Origin of the sequence: Agromyces protaetiae (genome assembly GCF_030866785.1) — a bacterium.
Classification (GTDB): Bacteria; Actinomycetota; Actinomycetes; order Actinomycetales; family Microbacteriaceae; genus Agromyces; species Agromyces silvae.
Genome location: NZ_CP133018.1, coordinates 87,696 through 100,782, shown reverse-complemented (window position 1 = coordinate 100,782; position 13,087 = coordinate 87,696). Strand labels below are relative to the sequence as shown.

The 13,087-nt window shown below is 69.7% G+C and carries 10 protein-coding genes and 1 tRNA gene; 8 read left to right on the top strand and 3 right to left on the bottom strand.

Features of this window, described 5'->3' with window-relative positions:
* Positions 1–214: 214 nt before the first annotated feature.
* From QU602_RS00465 to QU602_RS00455, 3 genes are all read right to left on the bottom strand, one after another.
* Entirely contained in the window at positions 215–1,243 is a 1,029-nt protein-coding gene (locus QU602_RS00465; protein ID WP_308798151.1) for an alpha/beta hydrolase, read from the bottom strand.
* Positions 1,244–1,472: 229 nt separating this feature from the next.
* Entirely contained in the window at positions 1,473–2,030 is a 558-nt protein-coding gene (locus tag QU602_RS00460; RefSeq protein WP_308798150.1) for a VOC family protein, read from the bottom strand.
* Positions 2,031–2,357: 327 nt separating this feature from the next.
* Positions 2,358–2,441 (bottom strand) — tRNA-Leu (locus tag QU602_RS00455).
* 185 nt (positions 2,442–2,626) lie between these two features.
* On the opposite strand from QU602_RS00455, the gene QU602_RS00450 reads away from it, so the two are divergent.
* The 8 genes from QU602_RS00450 (at position 2,627) to QU602_RS00415 (ending at position 13,083) form a co-directional block, all read left to right on the top strand.
* Positions 2,627–3,430 (top strand): HAD family hydrolase, encoded by an 804-nt coding sequence (locus tag QU602_RS00450; RefSeq protein ID WP_308798148.1) that lies wholly within the window; start codon positions 2,627–2,629, stop codon positions 3,428–3,430.
* Positions 3,427–5,937, top strand: coding sequence for a glycoside hydrolase family 65 protein (locus QU602_RS00445; protein WP_308798147.1), 2,511 nt, complete (start codon positions 3,427–3,429; stop codon positions 5,935–5,937). The genes QU602_RS00450 and QU602_RS00445 overlap by 4 nt, the downstream gene beginning before the upstream one ends.
* Positions 5,938–6,002: 65 nt before the next feature.
* Positions 6,003–6,749: a DUF3662 and FHA domain-containing protein gene (locus QU602_RS00440; protein WP_308798146.1), complete on the top strand. Its 747-nt coding sequence runs from the start codon at positions 6,003–6,005 to the stop codon at positions 6,747–6,749.
* Positions 6,746–7,288 carry an FHA domain-containing protein FhaB/FipA gene (locus QU602_RS00435; protein WP_308798145.1) on the top strand — a complete coding sequence of 181 codons (543 nt, stop codon included), beginning with the start codon at positions 6,746–6,748 and terminating at the stop codon, positions 7,286–7,288. The genes QU602_RS00440 and QU602_RS00435 overlap by 4 nt, the downstream gene beginning before the upstream one ends.
* 3 nt (positions 7,289–7,291) lie before the next feature.
* Positions 7,292–8,524 (top strand): PP2C family protein-serine/threonine phosphatase, encoded by a 1,233-nt coding sequence (locus QU602_RS00430; RefSeq protein WP_308798144.1) that lies wholly within the window; start codon positions 7,292–7,294, stop codon positions 8,522–8,524.
* Positions 8,525–8,561: 37 nt separating this feature from the next.
* Positions 8,562–9,938 carry an FtsW/RodA/SpoVE family cell cycle protein gene (locus tag QU602_RS00425; protein WP_308800237.1) on the top strand — a complete coding sequence of 459 codons (1,377 nt, stop codon included), beginning with the start codon at positions 8,562–8,564 and terminating at the stop codon, positions 9,936–9,938.
* The gene (locus QU602_RS00420; RefSeq protein ID WP_308798143.1) at positions 9,935–11,389 is read left to right on the top strand and encodes a peptidoglycan D,D-transpeptidase FtsI family protein; all 1,455 of its coding nucleotides are present in this window, start codon (positions 9,935–9,937) and stop codon (positions 11,387–11,389) included. The genes QU602_RS00425 and QU602_RS00420 overlap by 4 nt, the downstream gene beginning before the upstream one ends.
* Positions 11,386–13,083 (top strand): serine/threonine-protein kinase, encoded by a 1,698-nt coding sequence (locus QU602_RS00415; protein ID WP_308798142.1) that lies wholly within the window; start codon positions 11,386–11,388, stop codon positions 13,081–13,083. The genes QU602_RS00420 and QU602_RS00415 overlap by 4 nt, the downstream gene beginning before the upstream one ends.
* Positions 13,084–13,087: the final 4 nt, after the last annotated feature.

Sequence of the window (13,087 nt, the reverse complement as noted above, 5' to 3'; positions counted from 1 at the left end):
CCCTCCGGATTCGGATCTCGACCGGCAGGTCCGGCCGCCGGTGCGGCCCGACGTCAGCCGACCTCGGGCCAGTCGCTGGCCTTCGTCGAGCGCCGCGAGCGTGGTGGTCTTGATGCGGCCGAGAACTTCATCACACAGCCCGTCCGCGCTGCGTTGTCATGAGGTCGCTGTCTCAGATGAGCTCGCTCCGCGACGCGCGCGGGAGCGGCGACCGTCAGCGGTCGGCGATCCGGTCCAGGAAGTCGAGCGAGGCGGCGCTGATCTGCCGGCGGGCGTCGTCGTGGCTGATCGTCGGGGCGTTGTCCCCCGGCTGGGGACCGTAGTCGCCGAACTGGGCGTGCGACGCCCCGGTGATGACCGTGAACTGGGCGTCGGGCGGGAGATCCGCGCGAGACGCGGCGATCTTCTCCGGTGTCGCCAGTCCGTCACGCGTGCCGGAGACCGATTCGACGGAGACTCGGAGGGACGAGCTGAGGTCGGACGCCGGATACGACGCGTAGAGCAACAGGCCGCCGACCGGCGCTGTGCCGGTCGACTCGGTACCCGTCGCCTCGGTGCCGGTCGCCTCGGTGCCGGTCGCCTCGGTGCCGGTCGCCTCGGTGCCGGTCGCTTCCATGGCGGCCACCGTGCCACCGAGCGAATGGCCGCCCACCACCCACCGTTGCACGTCCGGATGGTCCGCCCGGGCGCGGTCGAGTGCGCCGAGCGCAAGGAAGGCGATGCCGAGCGGCTGCTTCACGATGACGACCGTGTGACCGTCTTCGGCCAGCGGCCGCAGCACTGCCGCATAGGCGCGCGCGTCCACGAGCGCACCCGGCTGGAACAGCACGCCGACCGGGTCGGTCACCGCCTGCGGCGTCAGCACGATCTCGGTCGGCGTCTCCGCGACGGAGACGCCGGAGCCGGAGTGCATCGCGGCCAGCGCGGGTTCGACGGCGCTGTACGGCCGGAGCCACGCGGTGAGGCCGAGCCAGACTGCGGCGAGCACGATCAGCGCGATGCGCCCGGCCCGGCGCCAGCCGCCGCGCCGGATGCGCCGTCGAAGCGTCCACCACGCCGCACCCGCGGAGACGAGAGCGGTCACCGCGAGCAGGATCGCGTACGCGGGATGGCCGTGGACGATCGCGCTCCAGGCCGTCAGGCACGCCCAGGCGCACACGAGGAGCCCGGCGACGGCCACCCCGAAGCCGACCCAGCTCACCGCGTCCCGGCGGGCCGGAGCGGTTGCGTGTGCGGTGCTCATGTGGTCCGATCATAGGTTCGCGACCAGCTCGCGGACGGCTCCATCGGGGAGCGGAGGTGTAGGTGACCCGGGCAGACGGCCGTGGCGTCGGCGCGACCTCCATCCACCCCGGCGCGGATGACTTCGTTTTCGTAGTCAGCCCACGTGACTTCGAAAACGAAGTCACGTGGGCTACGCCAATGTACCGGAGCGGAAGCCTCCCCGGTCATTCCGCTCGATGGTTGAGGGCTCAGGGGTTGCGAGGGTCACGCAGGGTGCTCATCGCGTCGATGAGCGTCGAGTGGATGTACTCGAGTTCGGGGGTGCTGAAGCTTTCCCAGTCCTCGGCACCGGACTCGCCGGCAGACTCGTCGGCCCCCTCGTCGGATGCACCCTCGACGGACCAGTCGTAGACCGCCTCGGAGTTGTGGCGGTAGATCCACCAGAGGTTCCCGGAGGGGTCCTGGAACCGCCCGAGGACGTCTCCGAAGAACTCGGTCGGCTTCGTGACGATGCGTCCGCCGTTGGCCTCGGCCCGGGCGAGCACGGCGTCGACGTCGTCGACGTACACGCGCGTGAACGCGGGTGTGAACGGCCAGTCGGGCTTCCGGTCGGCGATCGTGAGCAGGGAATCGCCGACCTTCAGCTCGGCATGCAGGATCAAGCCGTCGGTGTCGAGTGTGCGCGCTTCCGGGACATCAGCAGCGTCGAGCACGGCGACCAGGAACTCGATGAGCTCGGCGGCCCGGTCCGCCATGATGAACGGGTTCACGGTGTTCGAGCCTTCGGGGATAGCCACGGGGGTCATGAACAGGTCCTCCTTCTGTAGGTGATCGAACCCTGTCACCCAACCCGGACAGTTTTCGTCCGGTATGGCCATGCGCGGTTCGTAAGCAGGAGATGCGACGCAGCACTGAGCCATGCGATCAACGCCGCGAAACGTGGATCCGGCGCCCGATGGTGGGTCGGAAGTCGACCCTGCAGTCGTTCCAACCCACTTTTCGACTTCCAGCGCACGTCCCACGGCGGTCGTCGGCGCCGAGCAGCCACTGCCCGCACCCCAGCCCCATGCCGAGGCATCCGGAAACGACGAAAGCCGGGTCGACGACCCGGCTTTCACTCGCTCGAACTGCGGTGCGCAAGGGGGGAGTTGAACCCCCACGCCCTTTCGGGCACACGGACCTGAACCGTGCGCGTCTGCCTATTCCGCCACTTGCGCAAACCGACGTGCACACTCAGGCGCGCATCAGCCAACCGAGACTAACATCTCGACTCTGGGATCGCCATTCGGCCGATCCTCCCGCAATCTTCACGATCCGGACTCGCACGAGGCGAGGCATCCGGAATACCATCGAAAACCTGGGTTCAGGTGCCCGGCCGATGCGCGATGAAAGGACCGCTCACGTGACCCACTCCCCCGCGACGCGTGCGCTCGATCTGAGCCGGATCCGCGGCTGGTTGTTCGACCTCGACGGTGTGCTCACGCCGACTGCCGACGTGCACATGCACGCGTGGTCGCGCCTGTTCACACCCGTGCTCGCGGAGGCGGGTGTCGCGCCGTACACCGACGCCGACTATTACGCCTACATCGACGGCAAGCCGCGCTATGACGGGGTCCGCTCGTTGCTCGCGAGCCGCGGCATCGTGCTGCCCGAGGGCGAGGTGACCGACGCCCCCGAGCTCGACACCGTGCACGGGCTCGGCAACCGCAAGAACGCCGCCTTCAATGCGACCCTCGCCGAAGAGGGCGTCGCCGCGTACCCGGCGAGCGTCGCGTTCCTCGACGCGGTCGAACGGCACGGATGCCTCGTGGCGGTCGTGTCGAGCTCGAAGAACGCGCCGTCGGTGCTGGCCGCCGCGGGGCTCGCCCCGCGGTTCGAGGTCGTCGTCGACGGCGCGGTCGCGGCACGCGAGGGCATTGCGGGCAAGCCCGCACCCGACACCTATCTCGCGGCGGCCGAACGCCTCGGTCTCGACCCGTCCGTGTGCGCGGTCGTCGAGGATGCGGAGTCGGGCGTGCGCGCCGGCGCCGCCGGCCCGTTCGGCGCCGTCGTCGGCGTCGACCGCGGCGCGGGGGCCGAGGCGCTCCTCGCGCTCGGCGCCGACGTGGTCGTGCACGAACTGGACGAGTTGATCCCCGCCCTCGATACGCGTCCTCCTTCGTCGGGCGCTACTCGACCAACGGACACTGAAGAAGGACTGGCATGAGGTTCGCCGACACCGACCCCCTGAACCGCAGCCGGTTCCCGATCGACGAGTGGGCCCTCGTCGAGACCGAGTTCGGCTTCGACGACCAGGGCCGGTCCGAGACGATGTTCGCCGTCGGCAACGGGTACCTCGGTCTGCGCGGCAACGTGGAAGAGGGCCGCGACGGCCACATGCACGGCACGTTCGTGAACGGCTTCCACGAGACCTGGCCGATCCGGCACGCCGAGGAGGCGTTCGGCTTCGCGCGGGTCGGGCAGACGATCGTGAACGCGCCCGACGCGAAGATCATCCGCCTCTACGTCGACGACGAGCCGCTCGTCATGACCGAGGCCGAGATCCTGTCGTACGAGCGCCGGCTCGACTTCCGCACCGGCACGCTCAGCCGCTCGATCGAGTGGCGCACGCCCTCGGGCAAGCGTGTGCTCATCACGAGTCGGCGCATGGCGAGCTTCACCGACCGGCACCTCGCGCTCATCGACTACGAGGTCGAGCTGCTCGACGCCGACGCGGCGATCACGATCTCGAGCCACATCCTGAACCGGCAGGACGGCCGCGACGAGTACCGGTCGGGCGTCACCGAAGCGCCCGCGGGATTCGACCCGCGCAAGGCCGAGATGTTCAACGAGCGCGTGCTGCAGCCCCGCGTGAAGCGGCACGGCGACGGCCGCTACATGCTCGCGTACCAGACCACGAACTCGGGCATGACGATCGCGGTCGCCGCCCAGCATTCGATCGAGACCGAGAACCCGTTCTCCGAGTCGGGCTCGATCGGCGACGACCTCGCGAAGCACATCTATAAGGTGCACGCGAGCCAGGGCATGCCGATCCGCATCACGAAGGCCGTGAGCTACCACACGGCCCGCAAGGTGCCGGCGCGCGAGCTCGTCGACCGCGCCGACCGCACGCTCGACCGCGCCGCCGAGCTCGGCGTCGCCGAGATCTTCGCGCAGCAGCGCGCCTGGCTCGACGACTACTGGACCCGTTCCGACGTCGAGGTCCCGGGCCAGCCGCAACTGCAGCAGGGCATCCGCTGGAACCTGTTCCAGCTCGGCCAGGCCACGGCGCGCACCGACGGCGGCGGCGTCGCAGCGAAGGGCGTCTCGGGCTCGGGCTACGGCGGCCACTACTTCTGGGACTCCGAGATCTACGTCATGCCCTTCCTCAGCTACACGGCGCCGATCGTGGCGCGCAACGTGCTGCGGTTCCGGCAGAAGATGCTCGACGCCGCGCGCGAGCGCGCCATGGAGCTCAACCAGCTCGGCGCGCTGTTCCCGTGGCGCACGATCAACGGCCTCGAGTCGAGCGCGTACTACGCGGCGGGCACTGCGCAGTACCACATCGACGCGGACATCTCGTATGCACTCATGCAGTACGTGCGGGCGACGGGCGATGAAGACTTCCTCGCGCGCGGCGCGATCGACATCCTCGTCGAGACGGCGCGCATGTGGGAGGACCTCGGCTTCTGGCGCTCGAACACCGACGACATCTTCCACATCCACGGCGTGACCGGCCCCGACGAGTACACGACCGTCGTGAACGACAACCTGTTCACGAACGTCATGGCGCGCGCGAACCTCGAGTCCGCCGCGAAGGCCGTCGACGAGCTGCAGGTGAACCAGCCCGACGAGTACCGTCGCCTGATCGAGCGGCTCGGCGTGACGCCGGCCGAGGTGGCGAGCTGGCGCCGTGCCGCAGCGCACATGCACATCCCGTTCGACGAGCAGCTGGGCGTGCACCCGCAGGACGCCGCGTTCCTCGAGAAGGAGCTGTGGGACCTCGAGCACACGCCCGACGACCGTCGGCCGCTGCTGCTGCACTACCACCCGCTGGTGATCTACCGCTTCCAGGTGCTGAAGCAGGCCGACGTGGTGCTCGCGCTGTTCCTGCAGGGCCACCGCTTCTCGATGGAGCAGAAGCTCGCCGACTTCGAGTACTACGACCCGCTGACCACGGGCGACTCGACCCTGTCGGCGGTCGTGCAGTCGATCATCGCGGCCGAGGTCGGCTACCACGAGCTCGCGCTCCGCTACTTCCGGGCCGCGCTGTACGTCGATCTCGCGGACCTGCACCACAATGCGGCCGACGGCGTGCACGTCGCCTCGACGGGCGGCGTCTGGGCGGCGCTGGCCTTCGGCTTCGGCGGCTTCCGCGACCACAACGGCCGGTTCACGTTCGATCCGCGCCTGCCAGACGGCTGGGAGTCGCTGACGTTCCGCGTCACGCTCAAGGGCAGCCGGGTGCGGGTGCGGGTCGAGCACGAGGCGATCACCTTCCTCGTCGAAGACGGCGAGGGGGCGGATGTCTCGGTGCGCGGCCATGCGGTCGAGGTGCGGCCCGGGGCGGAGCTGCGGGTGCCGCTCGACGGGCAGGGCCCGCGCATCCTGGGCGCGCCGACGATGCGCGACGTCACGGGCGTCCGCCGCGCCGACGGCACACTGCTCACGGCGTCGATCCCCACGCTGTCGCTCGACGTCGACGAGGCGGACTCACCCATACCCGTCGACTGAGCCAGCTCGTTTTTCAGCCCTTCGCGCTATTCTGTCGCGAGTCACGGATACCGATCGGGAGACACGTGGGCCTACTGGACAACTTCGAGAAGGGTCTCGAGCGCGCCGTCAACGGCGCGTTCGCGAAGACCTTCCGCTCGGGGCTGCAGCCGGTGGAGATCACCGCCGCCCTCAAGCGCGAGATCGACACGAAGGCCGCGGTCGTGTCACGCGACCGCGTGCTGGTGCCCAACACCTTCACGGTCCGCATGGCTCCCGAAGACCACGACCGGATGTCTCGCCTGGGACCCGCACTCATCGATGAGCTCGTCGACCTGGTGCAGAAGCACGCGGCCAGCCAGCGGTTCCAGTTCGCGGGCGGCATCTCGATCGCGCTGCAGCCCGACGAGAGCCTCTCGGTCGGCATGGTCCAGGTCGACTCGAACACCACGAAGGGCACCGTCGCCTGGACGCCGGTGCTCGACGTGAACGGGCGCCGGTACCCGATGCTCAAGGGCCGCACCGTGATCGGCCGCGGCAGCGAGGCCGACGTCACCCTCGACGACACGGGCGCGTCGCGCCGGCACGCCGAGGTGCAGTGGGACGGGTCGCGCGCGCGGGTCCGCGACCTCGGATCGACCAATGGCACACAGTTGAACGGCTCGCCCGTGAAAGAGGCCGTGCTCGAACCGGATTCGGTGATCACCATCGGCCGGTCGCGCATCGTGTTCCGGGTGCTGGCCCAGGCGGGCGCCGAGCACGGCGGCGGCTCCCGCGCGGGCGAGTCGCGCGGCGGCGGCGACCTCGGCGGATTCTGGGGGCCGGCCTCGTGAGTGAACTGACGCTCCTCGTCCTGCAGCTCGGCTTCCTGCTGCTGCTGTGGGTCTTCGTCTTCTCCATCGTCTACGCGCTGCGCAGCGACCTGTTCGGCCAACGGGTGCGCAAGTTCCCGGATGCTGCGGCGGCCGCGGCCGCCCCGGCGGCCCCGGCCCCCTCCGCGTTCCCCTCGTCGCAGGTGGGTTCCGCCCCGACCGAGGCCGTCACACAGCCGCCCGTGGCATCCGATCACGCCTCGACCGACAACGCGACCCGCCTCGTGATCACGTCCGGCGCGAAGGCCGGCGCGGAGTTCCCGCTGGGCCGCGACGAGATCACCATCGGCCGGTCGAGCGACTCGGCGATCATCATCCGCGACGACTACACCTCGACCCACCACGCCCGGCTCATGCTGTGGAACGGCCGGTGGATGATCCAGGACCTCGATTCCACGAACGGCACCTTCCTCGACGGCTCCCGAGTGACCGTGCCGACGCCCGTTCCGCTCGGAGCCACGGTGAAGGTCGGCGCGACGACGTTCGAGCTGCGGCGGTAGCCCATGGCTTCGGTCAAGGCGAGTGCGGCCGTCTCGCACGTCGGACGGGTCCGCGCGAACAACCAGGACTCCGGGTACGCCGGGCGGCAGCTGTTCTTCGTCGCCGACGGCATGGGCGGACACGCGGGCGGCGACGTCGCGAGCGCGATCGCGACGCAGCACATCGCCGACTCCGACGTCGAGTACCCGAGTGCGCCCGAGGCGGCAGCGGCGCTCGAGTCGGCGCTGCTCGCCGCGAACCGCCGCATCACCGAGACCGTCGCCGACCACTCCGAGCTCACGGGCATGGGCACGACGGTCAGCGCCCTGCTCATCGACGGCGACCGCGCGGTCATCGCGCACATCGGCGACTCGCGCATCTACCTACTGCGATCGGGTGAACTGAGCCAGATCTCGACGGACCACACCTTCGTGCAGCGGCTCGTCGACGCCGGCCGCATCACCGCCGAAGAGGCGATGGTGCACCCCCGGCGCTCGGTGCTCATGCGCGTGCTCGGCGACGTCGAGGCCTCACCCGAGATCGACACGATGGTCCTCGACACGAGACCGGGCGACCGGTGGGTGCTCTGCTCCGACGGGCTGTCGGGTGTGGTGTCCTTCGACGAGCTGCACGAGCTGATCGCGTCCGACGCGGGTGCCAAGCAGATCGCCGACCGGCTCGTCAAGGCGTCGCTCGACGGCGGCGCCCCCGACAACGTCACCGTGGTCGTCGTCGACATCGGCGAGCCCGCGGCCCCCGAGACGCCGCCGCTCATCGTGGGCTCCGCCGCCGCACCGCTGGCCTTCGGCCAGCCGTCGGAGCCCGCCCGCGCGCGCGGCATCTTCCTGACGCCCTTCCGCCCGCACCCCGTGCAGGAGACGCACTTCGAGCCCGACTCCGAGGAGTTCTTCGACGAGCTCATCGAAGAGGACGCCCGGCGCCGCCGGCGGCGGCGGGCGCTCTGGAGCTTCTGGATCGTGCTCCTCATCGGCGCCATCGTCGCCGCGTTCGTGCTCGGCTACCAGTGGACGCAGACGAGGTACTACGTCGGCGAGTCGAACGGCCGGGTGGCCGTCTACCAGGGCATCCAACAAGACCTCGGGCCGATCTCGCTGCACGAGCTGCACACCGAGACCGACCTCGACGTCTCCGAGCTGCGCACCTACGATCAGCAGCGCGTCGGCCAGACGATCACCGCGGGCAGCCTCGCGGAGGCGCTGGTCATCGTGCAGCGACTGGAGGAGTCCCTTGAGTGACCGCGGACGAAGCCAGACGCCTCCGCGCGGCACGCCCGTGAAGTCGGACACGCCGCCCGCCGGCGTGCGGAAGATCCGGCTGCCGCAACGGCTGCGCAACCTCGAGGTGTGGCTGCTGCTCTTCGCGTGCGCGATCAATGCCGCCTCGATCGTCCTCGTGCAGCTCGGCGCGCTCGGCACAGTCGACACCCAGCTCGTGCTCCTCGGGCTCGGCCTCTCGGTGCTCGTGTTCGGACTGCACATCGCGATGCGGTTCGTCGCACGCGACGCCGATCCGTTCCTGCTGCCGATCGCGACCGTGCTGAACGGGCTCGGCATCGCGATGATCTACCGGATCGACATCGCCAACGGCGACGCCGGCTGGGAGAGCGCGGCGGTACGCCAGATCGCGTGGAGCGCGATCGCCATCGTCTGCGCGATCGCCACGATCCTCGTGATCCGCAACCACCGCGTGCTCTTCCGGTACACCTACGTCGCCGGGTTCGTCGCGATCGTGCTGCTGCTGCTGCCGCTCGTGCCGGGACTCGGCCGCGAGGTGAGCGGCGCGCGGGTCTGGATCGGCTTCGGCGACTTCGCGACCTTCCAGCCGGGCGAGATCGCGAAGATCGCCCTCGCCGTGTTCTTCGCCGGCTACCTCGTGCGGAACCGCGACTCGCTCTCGATGGTCGGCCGCCGGTTCCTCGGCATGCAGTTCCCGCGGGCACGCGACCTCGGCCCGCTGCTCATCGTGTGGGCGCTCTCGATGGCCGTGATCGTGTTCCAGCGCGACCTCGGCACCGCGCTGCTGTACTTCGGGCTCTTCCTCGTCATGCTCTACGTGGCCACGAGCCGGCTGTCCTGGGTCGTGCTCGGGCTCACCATGTTCGTCGCCGGCGCGCTCATCGCGAGCCAGACCCTCGACTACGTGAACAACCGATTCCAGAACTGGCTCGACCCGTTCAACCAGGAGCGGTACGACGCCGCCTTCGGCGGCAGCTTCCAGCTCGTGCAGGGCCTCTTCGGACTCGCCAACGGCGGGCTGATCGGCACGGGCTGGGGCGAGGGCCGCCCCGACATCACGCCGGTGCCGCAGAGCGACTACATCATCGCGTCGCTCGGCGAGGAGCTCGGGCTCGCCGGGGTCTTCGCGATCCTCGGCCTCTACGTGCTGTTCGTCGCGCGCGGCTTCCGTATCGGGTTCGCCGGTCAGGACGACTTCGGCAAGCTGCTCGGCGTGGGCCTGTCGTTCACGCTCGCGCTGCAGGTCTTCATCGTCGTGGGCGGCGTCATGCGCGTCATCCCGCTCACCGGCCTCACGACGCCCTTCCTGGCGGCGGGCGGTTCGTCACTCGTGGCGAACTGGATCATCGTCGCCCTGCTCCTCCGGCTCTCCGACACGATCCGGAACCACCCGAGGCTGGTGATCGACGGATGAATCGCGAACTCAAGCGGGTGACCCTGGTCGTCCTGGTCATGTTCCTGACGCTCTTCGTCGCGTCGTCGATCATCCAGTACGCCCAGGCCGAGACCCTCGCGGAAGACCCGCGCAACTCGCGGACGCTCTACGAGAGCTACTCGGTCGAACGGGGACCGATCCTCGTGGGCGGCGAGCCCATCGCGTTCTCGCAGCCGTCCGGCGACAACTACCAGTTCCAGCGCGTGTACGCGAACGGCCCGCTCTACGCGCCGATCACGGGGTTCATCCCGGTCAACGGCGAGGCGACCGGGCTCGAACGGTCCATGAACTCGGTGCTCAGCGGACAGTCGTCGAGCCAGTTCTTCGACTCCCTGAACCGCCTCATCTCCGGGCAGGACCCGATGGGGGCGTCCGTCTCGGTCTCGATCGACCAGACCCTGCAGCAGGCCGCGTGGGACGCACTCGGCGAGTACACCGGCGCGGTCATCGTCACCGAGCCGGCGACCGGCCGCATCCTCGCGATGGTGACCAAGCCGACCTACGACCCGAACTCCCTCGCCGTGCACAGCGGCTCACAGCTGGAGGACAATTACCAGGCGCTGCTCGACGACCCCGCCGACCCGCTGTTCAACCGCGCGACCGGTGGCGATATGAACCCGCCCGGCTCGGTGTTCAAGCTCGTCGTCACCGCCGCGGCGCTCGAGTCGGGCCGGTACACGCCCGAGAGCCGGTTCCCCAACCCCGCGACGTTCACGCTGCCGGGCAGCAGCTCGGTCGTGCGCAACTCGAGCGGCGGCACCTGCGGCCCCGGCGACGAGGTCACGCTCGCGGACGCGCTGCGGCTGTCGTGCAACATCCCCTTCGCCGAGCTGGGCATCGCGCTCGGCGACGACGCGATCCGCGAGCAGGCCGAGAAGTTCGGCTTCAACTCGGAGTTCGAGATCCCCAACCTGACCGAGCCGAGCACCTACCCTCGTGCCCTCGACGACGCGCAGACCGCACTCACCGCGTTCGGCCAGGGCGACGTCCGCGCGACGCCGCTGCAGATGGCCATGGTCTCCGCGGCGATCGCGAACGGCGGCATCGTCATGAACCCCGATCTCGTCGACGAGGTGACCGCGCCCGACCTCAGCCCGCTCGAGCAGTTCGAAGCGTCCGAGTACGGCCGCGCGATCAGCGAGGAAACCGCCGCCACGATGGTCCAGATGATGGTCAGCGGCGTCGAAAACGGGGCCGCGAGTAATGCAAGAATAGACGGCGTCAGCGTGGCCGGTAAGACGGGTACAGCGGAGAACGGCGAGAGCGATCCATACACTCTTTGGTTCACCGGTTTTGCCCCCGCCGACGACCCTCAGTATGCGATCACGGTGCTCGTGGAGGATGGCGGGGGACAGGGTCAGGAGGGGTTCGGCAACGGTATCGCCGCACCCGTCGCACAACAGGTACTAGAGGCGGTGCTGAACAAATGAGACCGAGCGCGGGGCTCACCTTCGGAGGGCGCTACGAGCTGCAGTCCAGAATCGCCATCGGCGGCATGGGCGAGGTGTGGCAGGCGACCGATCTCGTCATCGGGCGACAGGTCGCGATCAAGATCCTCAAAGACGAGTATCTCGGCGACCCCGGCTTCCTCGAGCGATTCCGCGCCGAGGCGCGGCATGCGGCGCTCGTGAACCACGAAGGCATCGCGAACGTCTTCGACTACGGCGAGGAGGATGGCAGCGCCTACCTCGTGATGGAGCTCGTACCCGGCGAGGCACTGTCGACGATCCTCGAGCGGGAGCACGTGCTCTCGACCGACAAGGTGCTCGACATCGTCGCCCAGACCGCCGCGGCCCTGCAGGCCGCGCACGCGGCCGGCCTCGTGCACCGCGACATCAAGCCGGGCAACCTGCTCATCACGCCCGACGGGCGGGTGAAGATCACCGACTTCGGCATCGCCCGCATCGCCGACCAGGTGCCGCTCACCGCGACCGGTCAGGTCATGGGCACGGTGCAGTACCTCTCCCCCGAGCAGGCCTCCGGCCACCCCGCCTCGCCGACGACCGACATCTACTCGCTCGGCATCGTCGCGTACGAGTGCCTCGCCGGCCGCCGTCCGTTCACGGGCGAGTCGCAGGTCGCGATCGCCATGGCGCAGATCAACGAGACGCCGCCCGACCTCCCCGTCACCGTCTCAGAGCCGGTGCGGAACCTGGTCTACGCGTGCATCGCGAAGAACCCGAGCGACCGCCCGCAGACCGCCGCACACCTGGCGCGCGCTGCACAGGCGCTGCGTCGTGGCGACGTGCAGGGCGCCGCGGCCGCCGTGCCCGCTGTGCTCGGCGCGGCCGGCGCCACGGCGGCGACCATGCTCATGCCGTCGCAGCAGGGCCAGACCGCCGCGACGACGGTCATGCCGAGCGCAGCGGCAGACGGCGAAGCGCTCGACGAGGAGCAGGCCGACGAGGGCAAGAAGAAGCGCAGCCGCTGGACCTGGCCGCTCATCATCCTGATCGCGATCCTCGCGATCGTGCTCATCGGCACGGTGATCGCGCTCCTCACAAACCAGAACGACGACCCCGCGCCGAGCACCTCGCGTCCGCCGTCGACCTCGGCGCCTGCGCCGAGCACCACGGCGCCGCCGCCCACGACTCAGGCGCCCGAGACGGTCCAGATCGATCGCAATGCCTACCTCGGCATGAACATCGACCAGGCGGCCGCCGAGATCGAGGCGCTCGGCCTTCCCGTGAACCGGCAGGAGAGCGGCAAGGCGACCGAGCAGGCTCAGAACAACACGGTCTCCGACGTGAACCCGTCCGGGCCGGTGCCGCCCGGCACGACGATCACGCTGAGCTTCCTCGGTGCGCCCGACGCACCGGCGGCGCCCTCCACGGCCCCCACGGCGAACCCGACAACCGTGCAGACCGGCGGCAGCGTGAGCGTGAGCTGGCCCGCACAGACCTGCCCGGCCGGGCCGCCGCTGAGCGGCTACCGACTCATCGGGTCCGACGGCACGACGCAGCCGCTCGGTGCCGGCACGACGACCGCCACGCTGGCGCCGCAGACGGCCGGCGCGCTGCAGCTGACGTACACGTACTATTGCGGCCCCGTCGAATCGCCCGCCTCGCCCGCAACGACCGTGACGGTCACCGAGGGCGGCAACGGCGGCGGCGACCAGGACTGATCGG